Raw genomic sequence first — 26,854 nt, forward strand, 5'->3', positions numbered from 1 at the left:
CTCTCTATCAAGTCTAGCTTTGGGCCACTTGACTTTCTTCTTTCTTTTCCATGAGATAAATATCTCCGAAACTTTCCTCTTGCACGAGGACTAACTCCTGGGTTTTGATTAACTCTAGGGTTGCCAAAAAGAGGGTAATGACCTCTTGGACATTCTGGGCTTCCTTGAACAAATCCTGCAAGCGCAACTGGGCTCGTCCAGTCAAGGACTCTTTTACGATGACCATCATATCCTCAATCTTATACTCATCCCGCAGAATAGTCGTGTGATTCTGTGCGAACTCCTCTTTTTTCTTGGCTAGGATATTTGAAAAAGCCAAAAAAAGATCAATGGTCGTCTTGTCATGCACAAGCTCCGCATCTTCGTAAATCAACTCTGTCGGCGCTTTGGAATAATACTGGGCCCGATCTTGGTGTTTAGCCTCCAAGTGTTCCCCCAAGAGCTTAAACTTACGGTATTCTTCAATTTGAGAGAGAAGATCCTGCTCCAGGTCATCTTCCAAGTCTGTCACTTCTGCTACCTTTGGCAAGAGCTTGCGGCTCTTAATCAGCATGAGCTGACTGGCCATGACCATATACTCACCTGTCACTTCTAGACGCATGGCCTGCAGGGTTGAGACATAAGCTAGGTATTGTTCGATGACTTCTGTGATGGGCACATCGTAGATATCCATCTGGTACTTGGAAACCAGGTGCAAAAGAAGATCCAGGGGCCCTTCAAAATCTTTTAATTTAATATCCATTATCTATATTTTTCTAAGGTCAGTACTGTTTTTAATCCTAATTTTTTTGCAATTTCGTACAAATCGACCTTGTTTTCAATTTGTCTTAAAATGAACTGTTCCCGCAAGGCTTGGGCGGATAAGGTTGAGAAACCTTTCTCCTTGACAAAAGACTCTAGCTGACGAAAGGCCCACTGACGAGAATAGGCTTTCCCTGCCCTTTCAAAGAGATAAGTCTGCCTCATCAAGGGTTCCAATTCTGGAATCAAGATCGTGGGAATGGTGACAATCCTCTGTTGAGAAGCCTTCTTGATTCGCAACACCTGAAAATCCAGATTGATATCCGCAACCTTGAGGGCTAAAATCTCACTCGGCAAGAGCCCTATTTCCAAGATAAGAAGCGCCAGCAAGCGTCCTTCTGGATAATTACTTTCCTGCCAAAAAGAGTCTAGGTCTAAAAGTTCTGGTTTTTCGGTCTTCTTTTCAGCTTGTTTGGCTAATTCCAAACGGTAGAAGCTATCCACTTCTCCTTTTTGATAGAGGAAGTAGAGAAATTGATTACAGGCCGAAATCTTTCGTTTCTGGGCGCTGATTTTTAGATTGGCTAGTTGTGCTTGGTAAATTTTGAGACTGGTCTCAGAAATCCGCTCTCCTATAATGTCTAAAAATTGCTCCAGATCATACTTATAGGACCGCTTTGAATTGACAGATAAGCCCTGTTTTTCCTCTAAGAAATCTGAAATCCTATCTCTCATTTGCATCGAATCTCATATTCCTTACTAAAGTCATGCAAGAGGGCATTGACTGCCTTGAGGATAGACTTGCGCGTAATAATCCCTTGGAAAATCCCCTCTGCGTCCACAACCGGTAAGAAAGACTCATCTACCAGCTTGTGCAAGACCTCCGTAATAGTAAAATCAGGCGAAACAACCGCTACGTCCCTTTTCGTCATATGAACGATATCCGTATCTGCCATGATTTCTTGACTCAAGTCATGCTCCATCTGATAAGCCATAATATCTCTGAGCCCAATAGTCCCAACAAACTGCTTTTCATCTGTCACAACGGGAACACGGGTATAAGTCATCTGACTAAGCAAGAGGGTTGCATGATCCGCATTGTGGGTATCAATCAAAACAGCTAGATTTTCAGCAGGGGTCAAAAAAGTTTCCTCTTGACCCAACAAGAAAGTCTCAAACTCCTTGGCAATCATCGGCTGAACTCCTTGGACAAGCCTGGATACACCTCGTGGTTTCGTGTCAAAAAGTCGACTTTGAAGTAACTATCATCAATCTCCACACGAGCATAGAGACATTCTCTGATGGTCCCACGTGGTTGACTGATGGAACCAGGATTTAGAAAGAGGGTCTTGCCTTCCATCCAAGCATTTGGCACATGCAAGTGACCATAGAGGCAGATATCGGCTTCTTCTTCCTGAGCCCAGTAGTCCAACTTTTGAAAGTTGAAATTGATGTCAAATAGGTGTCCATGAGTTTGGATAATCTTGGTCGAACCAAGCTCAGTCACCAAACGTTCCGGGTAGCCTGCATAGAAGTCCATATTCCCTTTAACAACACGGATTCCCTCCCAGAGCGGTGAGTCTGGGCGCAATTCAGAATCTCCGTTATGAAAAACGGCGTCAACTTTGCCCACATAGCGATCACGGATTTCTTCCACAATCAAGCTATCGCCATGAGAATCGCTCATTACAATGATGGTTTGCTTTGCCATGATGGAAATACCTCCAAAAGTTTCTTAACGGCTAAGGCACGGTGAGATTGGCTATTTTTTTCTTCCAGAGTTAATTCGGCTGAGGACTTGCCTGTCTCTCCTACAAGGAAGAGAGGGTCATAGCCGAAGCCATTTTCACCCTTGGGTTCAAAGTTAATGTAGCCAGGCCAGTCTGCTTCAACAAGCAAACTTTCCTTGTTTGGACTGGCTACGACTAAGGTTGTATGGAATTGAGCCGAGCGGTCCTTGAGTTCAAAGACCATGGCCAATTCGTGCAAGAGTTTAGCATTGTTTTCACGGTCAGTTGCTCCCACACCTGCAAAACGAGCTGACCAGACGCCTGGCAAGCCACCAAGGACATCGACTTTAAGTCCAGAATCATCTGCCAAAACCATCTTGCCCGTTAATTGGGAAATGGTTTCCGCCTTAAGGCGGGCATTTTCTTCGAAAGTCATGCCTGTTTCTGCTACTTCAGGTAGGTCAGGATAGTCATTGAGATTTTCCACATCGTAGCCTAGCTTGTCAAAGATAGCTCGAAATTCCTTGGTCTTGCCCTCGTTACGAGTCGCAATCAACAAGGTTTCTCTGACCTTATTTGTTTCAAAGAAATCATGAACATTGACCCCTTCTTTGGGCAATTCCACATACAAGAGTTGGCCATTTTCAACCAAAAGCAAAGCTCCCTGACGTTGGATGACTTCTAGATTGCGACCTGCTTCTTGGTTTAGTATATCTACCACAAAAGACAATAAACGGTAGCGAGAACCATAGCGTAAAACAGTAACTGAAATCGGGAAACCTCGTTCCTCGTCTCGAAAGATTTTGGCCAATCCAACCAGAGGGAAATCCAAGTCTTCATCAGTCAGCGTCCGGACGCCACCAAAAATACTATAGGACCCGACATACCAGTCCTGGTCATCCTTGTATTCATAAATTTTATTTGTCATAATTCTACATGCTCCACATGAATTTCTTTTTCCAGCCATTCTTCACCTATTTGGGCAAAACTTTGGCTGCTAGCTGTTGTGTAAAAACGGTGTTGGAGTGGTCCAGCATCGCGACCACGATTGATTTCAAAATAATTGAGTAAGACTGAGATATCCCGTACGCACTCTGCCCCACTATCAATGAGCTGAACCTTTGGCCCCATGACATTTTGAATAATGGGTCTGAGAAGTGGATAATGGGTACAGCCCAAAATCAGGCTATCCACCTTTCCTACCAAGGGACGCAGAGTTTCATAAACCACTTTCTTGGTGACACTGGTTGACAGGGCACCTGACTCCACCAAGGGGGCAAACTTGGGACAGGCCAAACTCTCCACCTGTAAGTCCGGATCCAGATCATGAATTTTCTGACGGTAAATGTCTGATTGTACCGTCATGGGCGTTCCAATCACTCCGATTTTCCCACCTTGGCTGGACTTGATGGCTGCCGAAGCTCCTGGCAAAATCACACCTAGAACAGGAATGTCTAGTTGAGCCTTGATTTCTTCCCAGACGACCGCAGTCGCAGTGTTACAAGCAATGACAATCATCTTGACATCCTTGGTCAAGAGAAAGTTGACCAACTGCCAAGTATATTCACGAATTTGCTCAGCAGGACGGGGACCATAGGGCGCCCGCGCCGAATCTCCAATATAGACGATTTCTTCATGGGGAAGCTGGCGCATGAGCTCTCGCACAACGGTCAATCCCCCGACACCCGAATCCAAAAAACCAATTGGTCGATTATCCATACAGTCTTCTTTCTAGTCTTCTTTCTGATTGATAGTTCATTATGATTACTTGTCTGTAAGAACTGAAGGACAGCCTCATCAACAACTATCTCTCTTAATCATAATCAAATATCAATAGAATGCAAGGAAAATGTCTTATTCCTAAACCATAGCCAACATAGTGAGAAGTCTGGAACTTTCATCCCAGACTTTTCCTTATTTATTTTTTCTTTTTATTGTTAGCAAGGGCTGCTTTTTGTTGGCGGATGATTTGGTGGTAAACTTGTTGTACCTTGGCTTCGCTTGGTTTTTGACCATTTGCACTCAAAAGAGTACGAACTGCTTCAGCATTCAAACGTGGGTTGTCAGCGAATTCTTTTTCAATTTGCTTACGAACCAAGTACATTCCTCCAAGAGCTCCTCCTAGAAAAGCTAATACAATCAATACAATTGCTAAAAGTAAATCCATCATTTTTCTCCTGTTTCTTTTTGAGTCCCTTTCATTATACCACAATCTAGCCACCCTGACTAGTTTGTTTTACGCTTACATCTACCGTGATTTCCTAAGTAATTAGCAAATACTTCATACTTAGTAAAACTTAGTAAAATAAGCCCATTTTCCTTAAAAGCCCTTGCAATAGTTCTATTTATTTGTTATATTAAGATTATTCAAATTACATTGCACAAATTTCTGAAAGACTTATTTTTTTAAAAGAAAATGTATGCGCTTACAGAATTAAGAAAGGAGAATTTTGTGGATAAGAGATATTGGGAAAAATCCTGTAAGTATAGCATCCGCAAACTAAGTGTCGGAGCAGCCTCTGTTTTACTAGGTGCTGTGTTTTTAGCAGCACAGGGGGTGGCTGCTGATGGTGTCGAGCTTAAGGAGACTGACGCAACTATTACTGAATCCTCGGCTAAACCAGATACAAAAGTTGAGGAGGTTCTTGCTTCTAACACAGAGACTCAGCCTATAGCTGAATCATCTGAGAAGCAGACCATCGCAGAACCAGAATTACCTCAAACAAGTACTCAGTCAGGTACAAGTACAGCTACCGCCCCTGCTGACAATAAGGAGAGCGAGAAACCAGAACTTCCTGTGAACAAACAAGAACATTACGAACTACATTACAACCAACCAACTGCTCCTTCCTATGACGGTTGGGAAAAACAAGCCCTCCCAGTCGGAAATGGGGAAATGGGTGCCAAGGTTTTCGGACTCATCGGTGAAGAAAGAATCCAGTACAATGAAAAAACACTTTGGTCTGGAGGTCCACAGCCAGATAGTCAAGACTACAATGGAGGAAACTACAAGGAACGCTACAAAGTCTTAGCCGAAATTCGTAAGGCCTTAGAAGACGGTGACCGTCAAAAAGCCAAACAACTAGCAGAGAGAAATTTGGTTGGGCCAAACAATGCCCAATACGGTCGCTACCTAGCCTTCGGTGATATCTCTATGGTATTCACCAACCAAAAGAAAGGATTAGAGAACGTCACAGACTATCATCGTAGTTTAGATATAACAGAAGCTACTACTACAACTTCTTACACCCAAGATGGGACTACCTTTAAAAGAGAAACCTTCTCTAGTTATCCAGACGATGTTACTGTCACCCACTTGAGTAAAAAAGGTGATAAGACGCTTGATTTTACCCTTTGGAATAGCTTGACAGAAGACCTGATTGCTAACGGAGACTATTCTTGGGAGAATTCTAAATACAAACAAGGGACTGTTAGTGTTGATTCTAATGGTATCCTACTAAAAGGTACAGTCAAAGATAATGGACTCCAGTTTGCATCCTATCTAGGACTTAAAACGGACGGAAAAGTTACTGTCCATGATGATAGTTTAACGGTCACAGGGGCCAGCTACGCTACGCTTTTACTCAGTGCCAAGACTAATTTTGCTCAAAAGCCGAAAACCAATTACCGCAAGGATATTGATGTAGAAAAAACTGTCAAATCTATCGTTGAAGCTGCTAAAACCAAAAACTATGAGACTCTGAAAAATGATCACATCAAGGATTACCAAAGCCTTTTCAACCGTGTTCAATTAAACCTCGGCGGTAGCAAGTCTAATCAAACTACAAAAGAAGCTCTTCAAACCTATAATCCAACAAAAGGCCAAAAGTTAGAAGAACTCTTCTTCCAATACGGACGTTATCTCCTCATCAGTTCGTCTCGTAACCGAACAGATGCCCTACCTGCCAACTTGCAAGGAGTCTGGAATGCTGTAGATAATCCACCTTGGAACTCAGACTACCACCTCAATGTCAACCTACAGATGAACTATTGGCCTGCCTACATGAGCAATCTCGCAGAAACGGCTAAGCCAATGATCAATTATATCGATGACATGCGCTATTATGGTCGTATCGCTGCTAAAGAATACGCAGGTATCGAATCCAAAGAAGGTCAAGAAAACGGTTGGTTGGTTCATACTCAGGCGACACCATTTGGCTGGACTACTCCTGGTTGGAACTACTATTGGGGTTGGTCTCCTGCTGCCAATGCTTGGATGATGCAGAATGTCTATGACTACTACAAATTCACCAAGGATGAAACTTATCTCAAAGAAAAGATTTATCCAATGCTCAAGGAAACAGCCAAGTTCTGGAATTCCTTCCTGCATTATGACCAAGCAAGTGACCGTTGGGTATCTTCTCCATCCTACTCACCAGAGCATGGAACCATCACGATTGGGAATACCTTTGACCAATCTCTAGTTTGGCAGCTATTCCACGACTATATGGAAGCAGCCAATCATCTGAAGGTCGACCAAGATTTGGTGACAGAAGTGAAGGCTAAATTTGATAAGCTCAAACCACTTCATATCAACCAAGACGGCCGTATCAAGGAATGGTACGAAGAAGACAGCCCACAATTCACCAACGAAGGCATTGAAAACCACCACCGCCACGTTTCTCATCTAGTTGGACTCTTCCCAGGTACTCTATTTGGCAAGGATCAGCCTGAATATTTGGAAGCTGCACGCGCAACCTTAAACCACCGTGGAGATGGTGGAACTGGTTGGTCTAAGGCCAATAAAATCAACCTCTGGGCCCGTCTCTTAGATGGAAATCGTGCCCACCGTTTGTTGGCAGAACAGCTCAGATCCTCAACCCTAGAAAATCTCTGGGATACGCACGCGCCTTTCCAAATTGATGGAAACTTTGGTGCAACCAGCGGTATGGCAGAAATGCTCCTTCAGTCTCACACAGGCTACATTGCTCCATTACCAGCCCTTCCAGATGCATGGAAAGACGGGCAAGTCTCAGGTTTAGTCGCTCGTGGTAACTTTGAAGTCAGCATGAAATGGAAAGAGAAAAATCTTGAAACGCTATCTTTCCTTTCTAATGTTGGTGGAGACTTAGTCGTAGACTATCCAAATATCGAATCTAGTATTATCAAGATTAATGGCAAGGAAGTTCAAGCTAGTCGCCTCAAAGATAACCGTATCCAACTTGCGACTCAAAAAGGTGATGTCATTACCTTTGAAAACTTCCCTGGACGAGTGACTCGCTTATCAGCCCTTCGAAAAGATTCCGTCACAGCTGAACTCGACTTTAACACAGTTGAGGGAGCAAGTCATTATGTCATCCGACGAGAAAGCATGGATGAAAACAGTCAAACTCCTAGCGTTCGTGAGTTTATCACCAACCAAACTCACTTCATAGATCGCTCGATTGATTCTAGCCATGCCTATACTTATACCGTTAAGGCTATGCTAGGGGATCGTACAACACCAGTTTCAGATCCTGCTTCTATCGATGCCTTCAGTGAGTTGATGGATGACCGTGACAAACGCATCCAGTACGGCTCTGCCTTTGGAAATTGGTCTGACACAGAACTATTTGGTGGAACAGAGAAATACGCTGATATCTCAAATGGAAATTATTCTGATAAAGATGCGACTGCAACCATTCCATTCAATGGACCTGATATTGAAATCTACGGTCTCAAGTCATCTCAATTGGGACTTGCCGATGTTAAAATTGATGGCAAGTCTGTTGGAGAACTTGACTTCTATACAGCAGGAGCAACTGAAAAGGGTGTATTAATAGGACGTTACACAAATCTATCTTCAGGTTCTCACCTCATGACCATCACTGTTAAGCGAGAACATAAGGGACGAGGAAGTGAACGATCAAAAATTTCCTTAGACTACTTCAAAGTCTTCCCAGGCCAAGGAGAAGCTGTTGATAAGATTGACGATCGTGATTCTCGTATCCAATACGGCTCAGCATTTAAAGACTGGACTGATGCGGAACTCTATGCTTCTACAGAGAAATATGCAGATATCAACGCTGATGATAATCTTTCTTCTGAAGCCACTGCAACCATCCCATTCTCTGGAACAGGTATCCGAATCTATGGATTAAAAACAGCATCACTTGGTAAGGCACTTGTCACACTGGATGGAAAAGAGATGCCAGCCCTTGACTTCTACACTCCAGGAGCGACTCAAAAAGGAGCTTTGATTGGCGAATTCACCAATTTAGCTGATGGTGATCATGTCCTAACTTTGAAAGTAGACCCAGATTCTCCAGAAGGGCGAAAGAAAATCTCTCTCGATTCCTTTGATATCTTAAAGGCACCATCTGTGTCTCTCGATAGTCCAAGCCTTGATCCTATTAAGTCCAAAGATAAGACTGTTACCTTAACCCTACCAACTGGCAATTGGGATGGAGTCGCTGTCACCTTCCCTGGTATCAAAGATCCTCTTCTACTCAGAAAAGTCGATGATGACCATCTTGTCACATCAGGTGAACAAACTGTTCTAACCATTAAGGATAACAAGGTCCAACTAGACATTCCTGAAACTACAGATCGTAAAGCTGGCAATCCGATAGAAGCTTATGCTATCCAAGGAAAAACAATAAGCAGCTCTGTTGTAACAGTATTTCCTAAGGATGAAACCATTCCAGTGGAAGAAAAAATCCAAACAAGTAAAGGGGATGAGCCTGCTCCAGTAGTAACCATTCCTGAGTACACAGATCCTATTGGTACTGCTGGGGAGCAGGAGGTACCTTCTGTGGAAAGACCTGAATACACTGGTCCTATCGGAACTGCTGGGGATCAAGAAGCACCTTCTGTGGAAAGACCTAAATACACTGGTCCTATCGGAACTGCTGGGGATCAAGAAGCACCTACCGTGGAAAGACCTGAATACACTGGTCCTGTCGGAACAGTTGGGGATCAGGAAGCACCTTCTGTAGAAAAACCTGAATACACCAAATCTATAGAGACAGGAAGAGAACAGAAAGCTCCTACCATAGACAGTCCTAATTATAGTGAACCTGGTAAAGGAGCTAAGCAAGAAAAAACATCTACTAGCAGTATTGCTGAGCATAAACTTCGTGTCTTGAAGGATGAAAAGACTGGTGTTGAGATTATTGGCAGAGCAACTGACTTAGAAGGAGGTTCGTATTTCTCTAGTAAACACGTGTTGGCTCAAGAACTCTTTGGCAAGATATACGATGCTTATGATATTCAATTTAAAAATTCAAACAACCATAATATACAACCACCGGGAGCTGTTTTAGTTAGATTACCAATTACAGCTGATGTAGAAAATATTTATTACCTAACTCCGACAAAAGAATTGAAATCACTTTCTTTCACTATTCGTGATGGTATGGCAGAATTTACTACTAGTCTCTTTAGTACATATGCGGTAGTCTATCAAAATGTCAATACTCCGGAAACCTCAATAAACAAAACAGTTGCAACAACCTCACTAAACTTTGAGCTGGCTTCAACTACCGATAGTCCTTCCCAGCTGGAAAATACTCATCTCAAAGAACAACTTCCAGAAACTGGTGAATCCTCAAATCCACTGCTCTTCTTATCAGGACTTAGTTTAGTCTTAACATCCATCTTCCTACTAAAAAATAAGATGGATTAAAACTACAAACTTATAAGAGTGAATTAGAGAGCTATCTCATCCGAGAGTAACACAAGTTTAGTATGTAGAATTTTATCTAACATTTAACTGATATCTTTTAAGATAATATTCTTAACTACAAACCAGTCCTTTTGTCTTGAGGACTGGTTTTAATATCGTATATCTAATTACCATCTGATAGATTATACTCAATGAAAATCAAAGAGCAAACTAGGAAGCTAGCCGCAGGCTGCTCAAAACACTGTTTTGAGGTTGCAGATAGAGCTGACGTGGTTTGAAGAGATTTTAGAAAAGTATCAATTTCATATTTTTACCTATCCATTTGTACTAATAAAAGACTGAGACACCCTATCTCAGCCTTTTTCTTTATCCCAAAACCAATTCATCACTGACGAGGCTTTGACCACTATTTTTCTGGAAGAGATGCATGAGGTCTTCAACCGTCAGATGCTTTTTCTCCTCTCCCTTGACATCCACCACTATCTTGCCTTGATAAAGCATAATGAGACGATTGCCGTACTCAATCGCATGATTCATATCATGGGTAATCATCAGAGTGGTCAACTGATGGTGTTCCACAATCTTTTGCGTCAAGTCCATCACCATTTGACTAGTTTTCGGGTCAAGGGCCGCAGTATGTTCATCCAACAACAAGAGCTTAGGTTTCACCAAGGCTGCCATGACTAGGGTCAAGGCCTGTCTTTGTCCTCCTGAAAGGTATTGAGTATCCACTTTCAAGCGATTTTCAAGACCAATATTCAACTCTTTCAAGGCCTCTTGAAACTGAATTCTGTCCTTCTCCTTCACACCCCAACCAAGTCCTCTCTTTTGCCCACGTCTCAAGGCAATAGCCATATTCTCCTCAATCGTCAAACGAGAAGCTGTTCCCATCTTCGGATCTTGAAAAACACGAGCAATATCCTTGGCTCTCTTTCGTACACTCAGATTTTTAATGGATTTCCCTTCCAACAAAAGGTCCCCTTCGTCCACCGATAGATTGCCAGCCAAGATATTCATCAAAGTGGATTTGCCTGCGCCATTTCCACCAATCACAGAGATAAAATCTCCCTCTTCAATCTCTAAATCTAATCCTTTGAGGACATGGTTTTCATTGACCGTCCCTGCTTCAAATGTCTTGTGAATATTTTCAAGTGTTAACAAACTTGCCATAACTTTCTCCTCCTATTCATTTCTCAATTTCAAACCACGAATCCTTAATCTCTTTTGCAACTCTGGTGCAAATAGAACCAAGGCTAGCAAGATTGCATTAAAGAGACGAACCAGGTTTTGATCTAGATTTGGAATTTCATAGATATTTAAAATAATCAAACGATAAACAATAGCACCAATTCCGATAGATAACAAGCGACCTCCAATGGTCAAGTCGTGAATCAAGACTTCCGCAATAATGACTGCACTCAAACCAACAACAATGGTTCCTGTCCCAGAGGTTACATCTGAAAATCCATCATTTTGGGCGAACAAGGAACCACATAGGGCAATCAAGCCGTTTGAAATCATGTAACCAACAATCTTCATGGTGTCTACATTGACTCCATTGGCCTCACTCATAGGAATATTGTCCCCAGTAGAACGTAAAACCAAACCAATCTCCGTTTTCATCAAAAGAGTCAAGACCAAGCAAACAAGTAAGAGACAGGCCAAGCTGAATGAGAAAACAGCTTCTTCATTTGTCAGCCCCAAGCTCGCCAATTGTTTAAAGACAGTTGAAGAATCTCCCAAGGAAAGATTGGGCACACTTCCCATGATTTTAATATTGATTGAATAGAGCCCTGTCAAGGTCACAATCCCTGTCAAGAGAGCCGGGATTTTCATCTTGGTGTGGAGCATTCCTGATACCAGACCTGCTACCATACCTGCCAGCAAAGCAAGTAAGGTCGCAATCCAAGGATTTGTCCCTGCCTGTATTTGCGATACGACGACAGCTGCCCCCAAAGGAAAGGCTCCTTCAGCAGTCATATCCGCAATATCCAAAATACGGAAAGTCAAGTAGACTCCAATGGCCATAATCGACCATAGCAAACCTTCTGATAAACTAGATAATACAAAACTCATCTTAAACCTCCCTATTCCTTGCTTTCTAACTTACTAATATCAATTCCTAGTGCATCTGCCATTTCTTTATTGGTATGCAATTCCAGTTTTTCAGGTACCTCAACTGCTATATTTTCTGGCTTCTCACCTTTTAAAACACGAATCAACATGCGGGCTGTCTGACGTCCCAGTTCTTCATAATTGGTTCCGTAGTTATACAAGCCACCAACCGCAATCATTTCTGTTGAGCCACCAAATACTGGAACCTTGTGTTTAATAGAAACCTGCTTGACTGTTTCCATGGTTGACGAAATGATATTATCCGTTGGTACAAAAACCATATCCACTTCTGCCATCAAACTCTCTGCTGCCGCCTTGACGTTGTTACTGTCCAAGATTGTTTTTTCAACAACGGTAAAGCCTTTTTCTTCCAGAAGACGCTTAGCCTCATCCTTTTGGACAACCGAATTTGGCTCACTCTGAGTATAGAGAATTCCAATCGTTTTAGCCTTTGGCAACACTTTCTTTATCAAATTGATTTGGGTTGAAATGGCATCTGACGACTGGTCGCTTGTCCCAGTTACATTGCCTCCAGAATGCTCTCTTGACTCAACCAACTTGGCACTAACAGGATCTGTTACAGCTGAAAAGACAACCGGTGTCGTTTGCGTTGTATTGGCCAAGCTCTGAGCAGAAGGCGTTGCGATAGCTAGAACGACATCACTAGATTCTGCTAGTTGCTGGGAAATCGTTTTAAGATTTCGTTGTTCTCCCTGGGCATTTTGCAAATCAATCTCAATATTTTTCCCCTCAACATAGCCTTGTTTGGCCAGTTCATCCACAAATCCTTCTCTAGTAGCATCTAAAGACTGGTGGGTAATAAATTGCGAAATACCGATACGAAACACATCTTTTTTCTTATCTGCCTTCAACTGATGCAAACTAATCAGAGAAGTCAAGAGGATCCCCACTACCAAGAGGGGTGCTAGTAATTTTCGAACAACTTTCATAATGAAACTCCTTCTCAGAAAAGATAATACTCAATGAAAATCAAAGAGCAAACTAGGAAACTAGCCGCAGGCTGCTCAAAGCACTGCTTTGAGGTTGTAAATAAGACTGACAGAGTCAGTAACATATACCTACGGCAAGGCGACGTTGACGTGGTTTGAATTTGATTTTCGAAGAGTATAAAACAAAAAACCGCCTAGATAATACCTAAACGGATGCTTGAAATAATCTAACAAGTTATAACTTTGCTAGTCCATTTAGATATTCATCTATATGGACCACAATCAAAAATCTTAGCCACATAGATACAAACAAATTGCTTGAACTGTTTGCATCCATGGTGACATGTCTACAAACACTATCTAAAGTAGCTAAAGTAAAAGTTTTGATTCATAGTTACAGCTTGTCTCTTATTCATTTCTTTTTCTGCTTTCTTTTTTGATGTTTCCTATCTTACCACCTTTTTCATTAGCTGTCAAGAATATTTCAGAATTTTTTAAAATTTTCCGAAAATTCTTTCAGGATAATTTCAAAGTTTTTTCAAATCAATTCAACAAAAAAAGGTTTATAATTTCCATAAAAATTGACATGGAAATTATAAAACCATTCTTAGTTTAGTCCTTTTTGATAACGTGCCAATTCGGCTTGGTTAGCCCAAATATAGTGACCTGGACGGATTTCAACCATAGACGGCTTATCAGTCTCATAGTCGTGTTGACTTGGGTCATAAACCTTCAAGACCTTCTTACGTTCCAAGATTGGATCTGGAATTGGTACCGCTGACAGCAAGGCTTGAGTATATGGATGAATTGGATTGTTAAACAATTCTTCTGTTTCAGCAACCTCTACAATAACACCCTTATAAATAACTGCGATACGATCTGAAATAAAACGAACAACCGACAAGTCATGGGCGATAAAGAGATAGGTCAAACCAAGTTCTTTTTGGAATTTTTTGAGCAAGTTCAAGACTTGGGCACGCACAGAAACGTCCAAGGCTGAAATGGGCTCATCCGCAATAACAAAGTCTGGCTGCATCACCAAGGCACGGGCAATACCGATACGTTGACGTTGACCACCTGAGAACTCATGAGGGTAACGAGTCAAGTGCTCAGCAAGAAGACCTACTTCACGGATAATATTTTGAACTTTCTCTTTACGTTCTTCTTCATCCTTAAACAAACGGTGATTGTAAAGACCCTCAGAAATAATATAATCAACAGTCGCACGTTCATTCAAACTTGCGGCAGGGTCTTGGAAAATCATCTGGATTCGACGAATCAATTCCGCAGCTTGTTCACGCGATTTCTTACCATTAATCTTTTGACCATCAAAAATGATATCTCCATTACTTGTATCATTTAGACCGATGATGGCACGACCAATAGTTGTTTTCCCACTTCCTGATTCACCTACAAGCGAGAAAGTTTCTCCCTTGTTGATAAAGAAGTTAGCATTTTTAACCGCAACAAACTTCTTACTTCCTTCACCGAAGGAAATTTCTAAATCTTTGATTTCTACTAATTTTTCAGACATTTCCTTCCTCCTAGTCAGCCAGATGGGCAAATCCCATTTTTTCACGGATCTTATCGTGGAGATTTGCAATCACAGCTGGTTTTTCTACTTTTGGAGCATCCTCATGAAGAAGCCAAGTTTTAGCCCAATGCGTCTCTGATACTGAGAATTGAGGGGCTTTTTGTTCGAAGTCAATCTGCATTGCATAGTCAGAACGCAAGGCAAAAGCATCCCCTTTCAGGTCAGTATAAAGTGACGGAGGTGTTCCTGGGATTGAGTAAAGATCCCCTTTATCATCAGCAAGCTGAGGCAAGCTAGACAAGAGACTCCATGTATATGGATGGCGAGGGTCATAGAAGACTTCCTCAACAGTTCCATACTCAACGATTTCTCCTGCATACATCACCGCTACCTTATCCGCAATACTTGCTACCACACCAAGGTCGTGGGTGATAAAGATTGTTGTGAAATGGTACTCGTTTTGTAAAGATTTTAGCAAATCAATAATCTGTGCTTGGATGGTTACATCCAAGGCAGTCGTTGGCTCATCACAGATCAAGACATCAGGTCGGCAGGCAAGGGCAATAGCAATAACGATACGTTGACGCATTCCTCCAGAATATTGGAAGGGGTATTCATCAAAACGTCTATCTGCGTCTGGAATCCCAACCTTATTCATGTAGTCAATGGCCAATTCTTTTGCTTCTTTAGCTGTTTTTCCTTGGTGTTTTACAATAACTTCTGTAATCTGACTACCAATTGTTTTAATTGGGTCCAAACTAGTCATCGGGTCTTGGAAGATCGTCGCAATCTTAGCACCACGAATTTGTTCCCAATCTTTGTGAGAAGATAAAGCTGTCAAATCCTGACCACGGTAGTCAATACTTCCTTGGGCAATACGACCATTTTCTTCAAGCATACCTGTGAAAGTCTTTGTCAAAACAGATTTTCCTGATCCTGACTCACCTACCAAGGCTAATACTTCTCCTTCAACTAGTTCAAGAGAAACGCCGCGAATAGCTGTCAATACTTTGTCACGAACGTCAAATTCCACGACAATATCGCGAGCAGTCAAAATTACATTTTTTTCTTTTGTCATTTCTACTCCTATCTATGTGTACGTGGATCACTAGCATCCGCTAAGTTTTGACCAACTACGAAAAGGGACAAGGATACCAAAACAAGAGTTGTCAATGGAATCCAGAATAAGTAAGCATTGGTTGTTACGTTTTGTGAATAATCTGAAATCAAACGACCCAAACTTGGCACTGTAATCGGTAATCCAAGACCGAAGAAAGACAAGAAAGCTTCGTATGAGATAAAGCTTGGAAGCATTTGAGTCATCGTTGTCACAATAACAGATACCAATTGAGGCATGATATTTTTGGCAACAATCTTCAATGTTGGCGTTCCCAAAGTACGTGACGCCAAGTTGTATTCCAAGTCACGATAACGCAAGATTTGCACACGGACCATGAAGGCAATCCCAATCCATGTTGTTACACTCATGGCAAAAATCAGATTCCAGAATCCAGCTCCGATTGAGTAAGTCAAGACAATGACAATCAAAAGAGATGGGATGTTTGAGATGACGTTATAAACTTCCATCATGACACGGTCAACGGATTTTGAAATTCCCCAAATACCACCGACAAAGACACCGATAACTAAGTTAATCACTGTCGCAATCACAGAAATGAGGATAGAGTTACGAGCTCCGAACCAGACACCGTCAAAGAGAGATTTACCGTTACTGTCTGTACCGAACCAATGCTCCGCATTTGGCTTGATATAACGAGCACTAAAGTCGTTTACCTTGCTGACATCATTGAAATCAAACTTAGAAAACATTGGGTAGATGAAACTCATCAAAATGATAGCTACCAAGATTCCCAACATGACTACAGTTGATTTTTTCTTCATAAATTGTCTAAACACTGATCCCCAGTAAGAATAGGCTGGCGCATCAATGGCTTCAGAGGCAAAATCGTCACGTTTTACGAACTGAAATTTTTCTTTATCGATTGTAGACATTATTTGCCTCCTTTCTCAGTCAATTTAATACGTGGGTCAATAATGGTCATCCAAATATCTCCTAAAAGAAGTGAGAAGATAGAAATACATGTAAAGATGAAGACAAGACCAACGACCATAGAGTTATTAGATGCTTTTACAGAGTCAATCAACATTTTACCCATACCTGGGAAGGCGAAGACTGTTTCAGTAAGAGTTGCACCACCGATAACCCCGATAACGGCACCAGGAATTCCTGAAACCAGAGGAACCATGGCATTTTTAAAGATGTGTTTGTTTGAAATTTCTTTTTCAGACAAACCTTTTGCACGAGCAAAACGTACAAAGTCTTGCGACTGCAAGTCAATCATGTAACGACGAATCCAAATAGCTGTACCAGGAGCACCCAATAAACCAAGGATAACTGCTGGTAAAACATATGAACGCCAATCTCCAGCACCCAAGATAGGGAATGAATCTGGCAAGCCGATTGAAGATCCAGCCAAACGAACGATATAAACCAAAGCAATTGTTGGAAGAGCCATCAAGAAGGTCAAAGCCCCTGTTGAAAAGCTATCAATCCAAGTGTTCTTGAAGCGAGCCATAGCTGAACCAAGTGGCACGGCAATCGCATAAGAAATCACCAAACCAATCAATCCAACGACAGCAGAGCTGGCAATCATAGAAGGATATTGGTAGTTACTTTCAGTGGCTGTATAAGGATCATCTTTCCCGTAGTTGGCTACTTCACGAGAATCAGCCTGACTAGGTGATTTGTAGGTTCTTGAGTAAATATTTACAGAAGAAGTTTTCTTACCTGTTGGGAACTGAACTTGAGCCGTTTTTGTTTGTCCTTGTCCCTGAGTAATAACCTGTAAAACAGGACTATTAGCATAGGTTGGATAAGAGTCACCTAAATTAATGTTCACAAAGTTTTGATGCACAAATGGGAACTGACTGTTGAAGTACAAGAGATATTTGTGTTTAGTACCTGAACCGACCAAGGACCATCCGATAGCTGGATCGTTTTCGAAACGAAGGTAACGTTTCAAGTCTGGATTTTCAGGGTCTTGAATTTTATTTGTATGGTCAATGTCAATCAAGTTAGCATAGAATTTGAAAACACGTTCAAAAATTGGGATTTCACGAGTAGCGTAGAATTGACCACTTTCAGTAAATTCTCCCAGGGTCCAACCATGACCGATTTGTTTGATGTATTTTTCATAGATAGCCTTGTTGGTGTCATTAGCTTCAACTGTTACAGAAGCATCCATCTGGCTAGCTTTTTCTTGCAATTCCTTGGTATCGTAGTACTCGATATAGCCCATACGCTCATAAACGGTATTTTCATAGTTATCACGTTTATCAGCCGTTGTCGCAATCTTGTTATAGTTGGTATCCTGTTTGAAAATCAATTTTCGAGGAACCATTGTATAGATAATCGTGTAAGTCAAGGTTGTTACTAAGAAGATAGAAACCAATGACCGCAAAACACGCATAAAAATATATTTTTTCATATCATTTCCTTTAAAAATCCCAAAAGAACCTTCTCCTCATGGAGAGAAAGTTCTATTGAAAATTATTTACTTCACATGACTTGCCAATTCTTTTTGAGCTTTCTCGTTTGACTCAGCCTTTTCTTTCAACCATTTTTCACGAGCTTTTTCATACTCTTCTTTGGTGATTGCTTTTTCACCAACTTCAGTATACTTCAGGTATCCTGCATTTTCACCTTTAAGACCAGCTACAGAATATGAAGAGCTAAATGGTAGAACCTTTGAAACAAATGAAACGGCTGTTTCTTTAGGAGAAGCCATTACTGGAATTGTCAAAGCATTATCAGTCAACCAAGCTTGTGCTACTGCGTATTTTTCATAACGTTTTTGAACATCTTGATTTTCGCTGTTTGCGTCATCAAGTAATTTTCCATAGTCAGCCAAACCAAGTTTACTTACTACTGATGCATCCGTGTTTTGGTCAATACCAAGGTAAAGGCGAGTGTTTCCTCCCTTGATGACAAACTGATCCAAGAAAGTAGAAGGATCTTGATAGTCAGGGTTCCATCCTGACAATGTATGGATATCCCAGTCTTGCTCTTTAGCTGTTGGAGCACTAAATGAAATTGGTAAAGCTTCTGCTTGAGTCATTTGTTGCAAGTCTACGACAACATTATCTGAACCCAATACCTTTTCAATTGATTGCTTCAATGATTGGACACGGTTTACAACCGCTGTTGATTCTTGGATAACCAAGGCATCCAAGTGGATTGGGAATTCAACACCTTCAGCTTGTAGGCTTGATTTAGCTTTAGCAAATGCTTCTTTCGCTTTTTCTTCATTGTAAAGACCATTTTGAGAATCTGCTAGAGATACGTTTGACCAAGTAGAAGAATTTGTCTTAGCCAAGCTATCTTGTACCAATTCACCAAATGTTTTCTTACCAACTTGAAGATTATATGGTGCAAATGTATTACGGATGGCTACTGTAGCTCCATCAGTACCATTTGTTTGAGCTGAATAAGAACTGCGATCTACCGCAAAGTTCAAGGCTTGACGGAATTCCTTGTTTAACAAGGCTTTCTTAGTAGATGTCTTTTGGGCATCACTTGTCTTAGCAGTGTGGTTATAAGTTGTACGGCCATAGTTCAAGCTGACAGTTGCAACTCCCGCTCCTGGTTCATTAAAGTAAATGTTATCTTTGAAGTCAGCTGCATATTTTTCATATGTAGAACTTGTAGGGAAGATACGCGCCTTGCTATATTGACCATCAGCAAAACCTTTGGCAATCACATCTTGGTCCTTACCATCCCAGAAAGTGAACTTAACGTTCTCAATTTTTACATTTTCTTTATCCCAGTAAGCGTCATTTTTAGCCATCTCGATAGATGATTTAGGAGTTACAGCTTTCAAGACAAATGGACCGTTATAAAGAATAGAGTTAGCATCTGTTGGGGCACCAAAACCTTCCCCTTTTGAAGCTAAGAATTCTTCATTAACTGGCATCAAAACACCACTAGTTGTCTTATCATTCCAGAAAGTTTCTGGCTGGTTCAAGGTATACTCTAGTGTTTGGTCATCAAGTGCTTTTACACCAACAGTTGAAAAATCACTTGTTTCACCCTTGATGTATGCTTCTAATCCTTTAATGGAAGAGCTAACGATTGAAAGTCCTTTTGATTTTCCATCTACAGCATGTTTCAAACCAGTAACGAAGTCTTTAGCAGTGACAGGAGCATATTCTTCTCCCTCTGCAGTTACCCATTTAGCATCCTTACGGATTTTATAGGTATAAGTCAAACCATCTTTTGAAACTGTCCATGATTCAGCAATAGAAGGAACCAGGTTACCGTATTTATCATTAGCCAACAAACCATCTACAGCATTTGTTGTGACGAATGATGTTGAATCAATATTGCTAACGATATAATCCAAAGTTTCTGGGTCTGTTTGATAAACATATTGGTAATCTTTTGCTAGTTTAGCATTATTTGAACTAGTGTTTGAACACGCAGCTAGAACTCCTGATGCTAATAAGGTAGCCCCCGCTACAGCAAGCACTTGACTTTTTTTCATTTCTTTACTCCTCTTATAAAGTATAGGTTATTATTAATTATACCATATATTTTAAGATATTTCAAGAAAAGTAAACGAATTTTCAGAATATTTAGGCTTATTAACACAAAAAATCTGAAAAAGCTATTGACTGAAAATCATTTTCAAGGTATAATAATAAACGTTAAGGCGGTATAGCCAAGTGGTAAGGCACGGCTCTGCAAAAGCTTGATCGTCGGTTCAAATCCGTCTACCGCCTTCTATAACTTGAATTATCAAGTTACAAATGAACAGAAAGCCCCGTTTGAAGGGCTTTTTCTTTTAATAAATACATATAATTTACAAACATCTTGAGTCTGAGTTTCTCGAGGGCACAATTTTCTTTTGAAATCAACTGAAAAAGGCTTCGCCACACATGGTGACAAAAGCCTCTAGTTTACTCTGTTTCTTCTTCTATTTCGAGCTCTGTGACTTGAACTTTTACCTTGGTAACACGTCCATTTTTTACCTTATCATTGGTTAGGATAAGCTGTTTATTCTGGCTGACCAATTCATAGCTGAGTTTCTCAGTCGTTGGAATAGTCCCAATTCCTGTCAAATAATAACCAGCGATGGTATCAACGTCATCACTTTCTAGTTCAACATCAAAGTAATCATTGAAATCATTGAGATTCATGGTACCTTGAACAATATAAGTATCTTCTCCGATTTGATGAACTTCGATTTCAGCCCTATCTGTTTCGTCATCAATCTCGCCTACAATTTCCTCTAAGAGGTCTTCTAGGGTCACCAAACCAGCCATACCACCATATTCATCCAGCAAGATTGCCATTTGTCTTTGAGTATTGCGCAATTCTTTTAGCAAGTCATCTACAAAAATGGTTTCAGGAACAAAGAGTGGATCTTGTAAGATTCTCTTCCAGACGATATTGTCAAAACCGTCTACAAAGGCTGCCTTAAGAAGACTCTTGGTATGAATGATTCCAATCACATTGTCCTTATCCCCATCATAAACTGGGATACGGGAAAAGTTTTGTTTTAAAATACTTTGGATAATGGTTTGACTATCATCCTGAATATCAACCATGAAGGCATCCGTCCGAGGAACCATGACTTCTCTAGCCATCAATTCGTCCAGTGAAAAAATTCCCTGTAGCATCTCAATTTCGTCAGCATCTAGTGTTTCTTCACTATTGGTCAGCATGTACTCAATTTCATCACGGGTCATTTTTTCGTCAGCATCATCAAAGGTCATAGGAGTCAAACGACTCAAAAGATTGGTAGATGCAGACAAAAGCCAAACAAAGGGACTAACTAGTTCCCCAAGGCCAATAATAACTGGCGCTGTACGAACCGCTAAAGCGTCCTTTAGATTAAGAGCGATTCTCTTAGGATACAATTCCCCAAAAACGATGGAAATATAAGTCAAAAATGCTAAAGATAGAAAACTTGCAATAGCATAAGCTGTTTCGCCATTTCCAAGCCAAGATGCAATTTCTCGTCCCAGAGTTTCTGCCAAACTCGCCCCTGACAAAATCGTAATCAGGGTAATCCCTACTTGAATAGTTGATAAAAAGTGGTTAGGATTTTCTAGTACCTTCAGCAGACGGATATAGCGTTTATCCCCTTCTTCTGCCTTTTGTTCAACACGCGCACGGTTTAGTGACACCATGGCCATTTCTGTGGCTGAGAAAAAGGCATTTAATACCGTCAAGATAAACAATAAAACAAATTGTAGCAACAAATTCTGACTACTTGGGTCTTCCATAGTTCTTCTCCTAAAATAGTATCTTATCCTTTATTATATCACAAAATTTAATACAGTACATATTATTTTTTATCAGTGTCTATTGTAGTCCTTCTTAAACTAGTAAAAATGAACTCCTACATCCATAAGTGATATAGGAGTTTATCTTATCTTTTACTGAGTTACCGTTACTTCTCCAGTTCGGTAATCCAGTTGAAGTCCCTTTTGAACATTGGGAACTAGAACATTGAATTCCAATTCTCCGTCTGAAGACTTGGCTTCAATCTGTGAAGCTGAAGGAACCAAATCCTCATTTGTAGCGTAATAAAGGGTTACACGGTAACGGACACGCTTGTTTTGGTCCAAGGCTTTACGGACCATGCTTTCATAGTAGTTTTGCCCTGTCGAATCCTCGGCTTGCGCCTGATTGGCCCAGGCTGTCTGAACAGCAATGTTTTTAGGATTGCTTGTTGAGGCATCAAAACCATCCAAGCCACCGATTAAGGCATAGCCTAACAAGTGACCTCTATCGACTGCATGGGTATAAGTCCCCTTTAGATTCTTAACCTGATGCCAGCCTGGAGGAGTCCATGAAGTCGAACCATTCCCCGTTTCTTCACGATTCTTGTACTGGCGGGTTACCTTAGACAAGAGGGCATTAGCTACAGTTGGCACAGTTTCCTTGCCAACTGTCTTTGTTTTATTATCAGCGTAAGGTTTACTTGAAACCTTGGCATCTAGATTGGTTTTATTGCCATTGACGATAAAAGCACCGGATCCATTCCACTCCAGACTCCCTTTTATTTGACTCTTAACTGCATCTGTTAAGACACTTTCTGCCAATTCTTGACTAGGAGCTTCCGAAGCTTGGTTTTTCTGACTAAGCTTGGTTTTAGGACTATTAGCTGTCGACTGCATCTGCTTGATATAATAACTCCCTGCAGACAAAAGCAATAAAACTAGCAGTCCGATCAGTGTCTGTCTTGTTTTTTTGTTCATATTTCTCCTTATCTCTAGAAAAAGGCTGGTTTTCCAGCCTAATTTCCTGTAAATTTATGAATCAATTCCTGCCATTTTGCTGGAGATAGGATGGCCCATGGATCTTGACCCTTGCCCAAGATTCCATAACCGACCATTAAACCGATTCCTAGGGCTAGAACGCCTAAAATCAGTACTAGGATGACTAAAAGTAAACGCTTGGCTACGTAGCCTGATTTCTTATTCATCTTCATCACTTGCCTCAATCCGCTGAATCTTGGCCCCCAGCTGCGCTAACTTCTCATGGAAACGGTAGTAACCTCTATCCAAGTGAACCAATTTACCAACCACGGTTTCTCCCTGTGCTACCAAACCTGTCAAAATCAAGGCTGCACTGGCACGAAGGTCAGTTGAAAGAACTTCTGCTCCCTGCAAAGGCTGTCCACCAACAATACGAGCTGTGTCACGGATAATCTCAGAATGCAAGCCCATGCGACGCATTTCTTCTAGGTGTTGAAAACGATTCTCAAAAACTGTCTCCACCATAGTTGATTCCCCTTTTGCGACGGTCATCAAGGCTGTAAATTGAGCCTGCATATCTGTTGGAAAACCTGGGTGGGGCAAGGTTTTCACATGGACAGCTTTTAGATTTTCTAGTTGAGAGCGAACACGAATTCCTTCGTCTTCTTCAATTACTTCAACACCCATTTCAAGCAACTTGGCAATCAAGGGACGGTTGTGCTCCCAGACAGCATCTCGAATCAAGACATCACCACCAGTCATGGCAGCAGCTACCATAAAGGTTCCTGCTTCGATACGGTCTTGAACCACATTATGAGTCGTACCGTGAAGTTTCTCAACACCAGTAATGGTAATGGTCTCTGTGCCAGCTCCTTTGACCTTGGCTCCCATTTCATTGAGAAGAATGGCTAGGTCCACAATCTCAGGCTCACGCGCAGCATTTTCAATCACTGTCACCCCATCAGCTAGGGTCGCTGCCATCATCAAGTTCTGCGTAGCACCAACACTTGGGAAGTCCATATAGATATGAGCGCCATGTAAGCGATCAGCCTTAGCTTCGATGTAACCAGCTGTCTGACTAATCTTAGCCCCCATAGCTTCCAAACCTTTCAAATGAAGATCAATAGGGCGGCTACCAATCGTACAACCACCTGGCATGGATACCTTAGCATGACCTACACGGGCAAGAATTGGCCCCAAGACAACGATGGATGCGCGCATCTTGCTGACATACTTGTAAGGAGCTTCCTCTGTGATGTCGCCAGTCGCGTTCACCTCGACAAGATGGGCTTCCTCATCAAAATCTACCTTAGCATTTAAACCACGAACCACCTGTTTCATAGTGAAAACATCTGACAAGATAGGAACATTCTGTAAGACGGTCTTTCCTTCACTGGCTAGAATAGTCGCTGCCAACAAGGGCAAGACTGCATTCTTTGCTCCTTCGATCGTAACACTTCCTACCAGACGATTATCGCCACCTTGAACCACAATTTTTTCCATACTTATTTCCTTTACATTTGATTTTATAATAATCCTCTAAGCGCTTCCTGCCACAACTGATACAAACTGATAAAGAAAGAACTCAAGATAAAGCCCATTACGATGCTGAAAAGAGCTATCAATAAACGAACTTTTCTTGTATTCTCAGCTGTCACTTTTAAAACCTTTTCCCATCTAACAAGATCCTTTAAAAGGTAAAAACTCACATAAATAAAGAGCATGTGACTGCTTAGAGTGAATAATAATTGAACCATTTGACTATTATACCATCTTCTCTGTTTGTGCGCTAGTTTGGAAACTTCACTCAAAAACTAGGGATTGTTTTTCAAGTAATCAATTGCATCTTGTAGGGTTTTAACGGGAACAATTTTCATAGCCGTCTTGATTGTTTTGGCTGCTTCTAGGGCTGTCTGGTAATTGTTTTTCGCATCTGGATGCGCTTTTTGTTCTTCTTCGCTAACAGGATTATCAGGGGCAAAGAAAATCGCGGCACCTTCTCTAGCCGAAGCTACAACTTTCTTATCAATACCTCCAATGTCCCCCACATTACCATCGCGGTCAATGGTTCCTGTGCCGGCAACGATACGGCCATTACGAAGGCCTGGGTCAGCTATTTGGGTATAGATAGCCAGACTAAACATGAGACCAGCACTTGGACCGCCGATACCAGCTGTTGAAAAGAGAATTGGGACATCACTGGTCACTTCTGTACGGTCAATTAAGCCGATTCCAATTCCATTTTTGCCATTTTCCAAGGTGATAATCTTACCTTCTGCAGACTTGGTTTGCCCATCCTCTTCATAGGTCACCTTGACGGAGTCCCCTAGTTTTTGAGAATTGACGTAATCAATCAAATCTTTGGAACTGTCAAAAGTCTGATCATTGACTGCTGTGACTGTATCAGAGATGTTGAGAATCCCTTTAAAGGTCGAATTATCCGTCACAGTCAAAACATAAACCCCAAGGTATTTGAGTTCAATATCCTTACCAGCTGTTTTTAGTCCTTGATACTTGGCCATATTTTGCGATGTCTGCATGTAGAATTGATTGATCCGCATAAATTCAACATCGGAAGAGCCACCTGTAGTCTCTTGGGCACTACGAATATCTGTGAAAGGCGTCAACCAAGCATAAATCATATGGGCTACAGTAGCATGCTGAACACCAACCGTAACGAATTGATAGGCACCAGCTTCCTTATCTTCTGTGTCATTGACTTTGAGGACCTGGCGAATATCTTCCGAACCACCTGGAACCTCTATATAGTAAGGCAAGGGTACCACAAAAGCCAAGAAAGTCGCTATCAAGGCCGCAATGACATATAAGGGCCATCTAATCTTTTTTTTCATTTCTTATTTCCTCCAAAATACTCTCGGGAACATAGCAGGCAATATTCTGACCAAACTTCAGCAGCTCTCGAACACCTGATGAACTGATATAAAGATGCTCAGGTCGGCTATGTAAATAAATGGTCTCTATATCAGGAGACAGCTGATGGTTGTAGTAGTCGAAACTGGCTTCATATTGCAAATCCGCCGCATTCCTCAAGCCCCGCACTAGGCAAGTAGCCACCAGTCTTTTTGCGACATCAACTACCAATTCATCATGAGAAGACACAACTTCAACATTTCCCAAATGTTTCACAGCCTTTTCTAGCCCCCGTTTACGATTTTCGATAGGGAGAAATCCTTGTTTGTGAGGATTAAAAAAAATACCCACATAGAGCTTATCAAAGAGTTTGCTAGCTCGTTCAATCATATCCAAATGCCCATTTGTCATCGGGTCAAATGAGCCTGTGAATAAGCCAATCTTATCTGACATAGACTGTCACCTTACTAATTCCATAAATTTTTTCCTTCCAGATACCCAGGCAGGCAATTTCTTCTGGAAGTTCCACTGCTTTGTCCGTCTCACACACGACCATGACATCTTCAGAAAAAAGCTCTCTCTCAGCCATTTTTTCAATATCTGCTACGATTTGTTCCTTGGCATAAGGAGGGTCTAAGAAAATAAGGTCGAAAGGCCCAGACACCTGCTCCAGAGCTCGTTCCGCATCCATCTTGAGGAGTTGAAATTTTCCAACTTCCTTGGTCATCTGGATATTTTCAGCCACGATGACCTGAGCCTTACGGTCTCGCTCTACCAAAACAGCACTAGACATGCCACGCGATACTGCCTCAATAGATAAGCCACCACTACCTGCATAAAGGTCCAAGACTCGCCCCCCTTCAAAGTAGGGACCAATCATGTTAAAAATGGCGCCCCTAACCTTATCCGAAGTGGGTCTTGTTATCTTTCCTTCTAACGTCTTGAGGGGACGACCCCCATAGATTCCTGATACGATTTTCATACCGTTTATTATACCAAATTATGGGCGAAAAGAGAA

The 26,854-nt window shown here is 41.4% G+C and carries 24 protein-coding genes and 1 tRNA gene; 2 read left to right on the forward strand and 23 right to left on the reverse strand.

All coding sequences use genetic code 11. From position 1 onward, the window contains the following. Positions 1 to 13: 13 nt before the first annotated feature. The 7 genes from HT718_RS01770 to HT718_RS01800 all read right to left on the reverse strand — a co-directional run bounded on the left by HT718_RS01770 (position 14) and on the right by HT718_RS01800 (position 4,638). Complete coding sequence (locus tag HT718_RS01770) at positions 14 to 742, reverse strand: segregation/condensation protein A (RefSeq protein ID WP_173266865.1); 729 nt, start codon at positions 740 to 742, stop codon at positions 14 to 16. Next, positions 742 to 1,476, reverse strand: coding sequence for a site-specific tyrosine recombinase XerD (xerD, locus tag HT718_RS01775; protein WP_345890253.1), 735 nt, complete (start codon positions 1,474 to 1,476; stop codon positions 742 to 744). Before xerD ends, HT718_RS01770 begins: the two co-directional genes overlap by 1 nt. Next, positions 1,473 to 1,934 carry a cyclic-di-AMP-binding protein CbpB gene (gene cbpB / locus HT718_RS01780; protein WP_173266869.1) on the reverse strand — a complete coding sequence of 154 codons (462 nt, stop codon included), beginning with the start codon at positions 1,932 to 1,934 and terminating at the stop codon, positions 1,473 to 1,475. The genes xerD and cbpB overlap by 4 nt, the downstream gene beginning before the upstream one ends. Further along, the gene (locus HT718_RS01785; protein WP_143952501.1) at positions 1,931 to 2,452 is read right to left on the reverse strand and encodes a metallophosphoesterase; all 522 of its coding nucleotides are present in this window, start codon (positions 2,450 to 2,452) and stop codon (positions 1,931 to 1,933) included. Before HT718_RS01785 ends, cbpB begins: the two co-directional genes overlap by 4 nt. Continuing rightward, positions 2,428 to 3,399 carry a nucleoside-triphosphate diphosphatase gene (locus HT718_RS01790; RefSeq protein ID WP_173266871.1) on the reverse strand — a complete coding sequence of 324 codons (972 nt, stop codon included), beginning with the start codon at positions 3,397 to 3,399 and terminating at the stop codon, positions 2,428 to 2,430. Before HT718_RS01790 ends, HT718_RS01785 begins: the two co-directional genes overlap by 25 nt. After that, positions 3,396 to 4,190, reverse strand: coding sequence for a glutamate racemase (gene racE, locus HT718_RS01795; protein WP_020901104.1), 795 nt, complete (start codon positions 4,188 to 4,190; stop codon positions 3,396 to 3,398). Before racE ends, HT718_RS01790 begins: the two co-directional genes overlap by 4 nt. A 199-nt stretch (positions 4,191 to 4,389) precedes the next feature. Continuing rightward, positions 4,390 to 4,638 (reverse strand): YneF family protein, encoded by a 249-nt coding sequence (locus HT718_RS01800; protein WP_000364990.1) that lies wholly within the window; start codon positions 4,636 to 4,638, stop codon positions 4,390 to 4,392. Positions 4,639 to 4,923: 285 nt separating this feature from the next. On the opposite strand from HT718_RS01800, the gene HT718_RS01805 reads away from it, so the two are divergent. Further along, the gene (locus HT718_RS01805; protein ID WP_173266873.1) at positions 4,924 to 10,077 is read left to right on the forward strand and encodes an SIALI-17 repeat-containing surface protein; all 5,154 of its coding nucleotides are present in this window, start codon (positions 4,924 to 4,926) and stop codon (positions 10,075 to 10,077) included. Positions 10,078 to 10,443: 366 nt separating this feature from the next. Here HT718_RS01805 and HT718_RS01810 read toward each other — a convergent pair whose 3' ends face one another. The 8 genes from HT718_RS01810 to HT718_RS01845 all read right to left on the reverse strand — a co-directional run bounded on the left by HT718_RS01810 (position 10,444) and on the right by HT718_RS01845 (position 20,240). Continuing rightward, a complete protein-coding gene (locus HT718_RS01810) occupies positions 10,444 to 11,247 on the reverse strand; it encodes an ATP-binding cassette domain-containing protein (RefSeq protein ID WP_173266875.1) in 804 nt (267 codons plus the stop codon). A gap of 12 nt (positions 11,248 to 11,259) precedes the next feature. Then, a complete protein-coding gene (locus tag HT718_RS01815) occupies positions 11,260 to 12,153 on the reverse strand; it encodes an ABC transporter permease (protein WP_173266877.1) in 894 nt (297 codons plus the stop codon). Between the two features lie 11 nt (positions 12,154 to 12,164). Further along, on the reverse strand, positions 12,165 to 13,142 hold the full coding sequence (locus tag HT718_RS01820; RefSeq protein ID WP_173266895.1) for an ABC transporter substrate-binding protein: 978 nt from the start codon (positions 13,140 to 13,142) through the stop codon (positions 12,165 to 12,167). A 607-nt stretch (positions 13,143 to 13,749) separates the two neighbouring features. After that, a complete protein-coding gene (locus HT718_RS01825; RefSeq protein ID WP_050971445.1) occupies positions 13,750 to 14,676 on the reverse strand; it encodes an ATP-binding cassette domain-containing protein in 927 nt (308 codons plus the stop codon). Positions 14,677 to 14,686: 10 nt separating this feature from the next. Beyond that, on the reverse strand, positions 14,687 to 15,754 hold the full coding sequence (locus tag HT718_RS01830) for an ABC transporter ATP-binding protein (protein WP_000159550.1): 1,068 nt from the start codon (positions 15,752 to 15,754) through the stop codon (positions 14,687 to 14,689). A gap of 8 nt (positions 15,755 to 15,762) precedes the next feature. After that, on the reverse strand, positions 15,763 to 16,689 hold the full coding sequence (oppC, locus tag HT718_RS01835) for an oligopeptide ABC transporter permease OppC (protein ID WP_173266897.1): 927 nt from the start codon (positions 16,687 to 16,689) through the stop codon (positions 15,763 to 15,765). Next, positions 16,689 to 18,185, reverse strand: a complete 1,497-nt coding sequence (locus tag HT718_RS01840; RefSeq protein WP_061087582.1) for an ABC transporter permease — start codon at positions 18,183 to 18,185, stop codon at positions 16,689 to 16,691. Before HT718_RS01840 ends, oppC begins: the two co-directional genes overlap by 1 nt. Positions 18,186 to 18,251: 66 nt before the next feature. Next, positions 18,252 to 20,240, reverse strand: a complete 1,989-nt coding sequence (locus HT718_RS01845; protein WP_173266900.1) for a peptide ABC transporter substrate-binding protein — start codon at positions 20,238 to 20,240, stop codon at positions 18,252 to 18,254. A 167-nt stretch (positions 20,241 to 20,407) separates the two neighbouring features. On the opposite strand from HT718_RS01845, the gene HT718_RS01850 reads away from it, so the two are divergent. Then, positions 20,408 to 20,478, forward strand: a tRNA-Cys gene (locus HT718_RS01850). A gap of 177 nt (positions 20,479 to 20,655) precedes the next feature. Here the strand turns inward: HT718_RS01850 and HT718_RS01855 are convergent. The 8 genes from HT718_RS01855 to rsmD form a co-directional block, all read right to left on the reverse strand. Further along, a complete protein-coding gene (locus HT718_RS01855) occupies positions 20,656 to 21,987 on the reverse strand; it encodes a hemolysin family protein (RefSeq protein ID WP_173266902.1) in 1,332 nt (443 codons plus the stop codon). A gap of 153 nt (positions 21,988 to 22,140) precedes the next feature. Beyond that, a complete protein-coding gene (gene endA, locus HT718_RS01860; protein ID WP_173266913.1) occupies positions 22,141 to 22,965 on the reverse strand; it encodes a DNA-entry nuclease EndA in 825 nt (274 codons plus the stop codon). Positions 22,966 to 23,003: 38 nt separating this feature from the next. Next, entirely contained in the window at positions 23,004 to 23,192 is a 189-nt protein-coding gene (locus HT718_RS01865; protein WP_173266915.1) for a DNA-directed RNA polymerase subunit beta, read from the reverse strand. Next, positions 23,185 to 24,468: a UDP-N-acetylglucosamine 1-carboxyvinyltransferase gene (murA, locus tag HT718_RS01870; protein WP_173266917.1), complete on the reverse strand. Its 1,284-nt coding sequence runs from the start codon at positions 24,466 to 24,468 to the stop codon at positions 23,185 to 23,187. The genes HT718_RS01865 and murA overlap by 8 nt, the downstream gene beginning before the upstream one ends. Positions 24,469 to 24,491: 23 nt before the next feature. Further along, positions 24,492 to 24,722: a DUF1146 family protein gene (locus tag HT718_RS01875; protein WP_020900831.1), complete on the reverse strand. Its 231-nt coding sequence runs from the start codon at positions 24,720 to 24,722 to the stop codon at positions 24,492 to 24,494. A gap of 57 nt (positions 24,723 to 24,779) precedes the next feature. Further along, positions 24,780 to 25,817, reverse strand: a complete 1,038-nt coding sequence (locus HT718_RS01880) for a SepM family pheromone-processing serine protease (protein ID WP_173266919.1) — start codon at positions 25,815 to 25,817, stop codon at positions 24,780 to 24,782. Continuing rightward, a complete protein-coding gene (gene coaD, locus HT718_RS01885) occupies positions 25,801 to 26,289 on the reverse strand; it encodes a pantetheine-phosphate adenylyltransferase (RefSeq protein WP_049541031.1) in 489 nt (162 codons plus the stop codon). Before coaD ends, HT718_RS01880 begins: the two co-directional genes overlap by 17 nt. Next, positions 26,279 to 26,818 carry a 16S rRNA (guanine(966)-N(2))-methyltransferase RsmD gene (gene rsmD / locus HT718_RS01890; RefSeq protein WP_049541033.1) on the reverse strand — a complete coding sequence of 180 codons (540 nt, stop codon included), beginning with the start codon at positions 26,816 to 26,818 and terminating at the stop codon, positions 26,279 to 26,281. Before rsmD ends, coaD begins: the two co-directional genes overlap by 11 nt. Positions 26,819 to 26,854: the final 36 nt, after the last annotated feature.

Origin of the sequence: Streptococcus sp. 714 (genome assembly GCF_013277115.1) — a bacterium.
Classification (GTDB): Bacteria; Bacillota; Bacilli; order Lactobacillales; family Streptococcaceae; genus Streptococcus.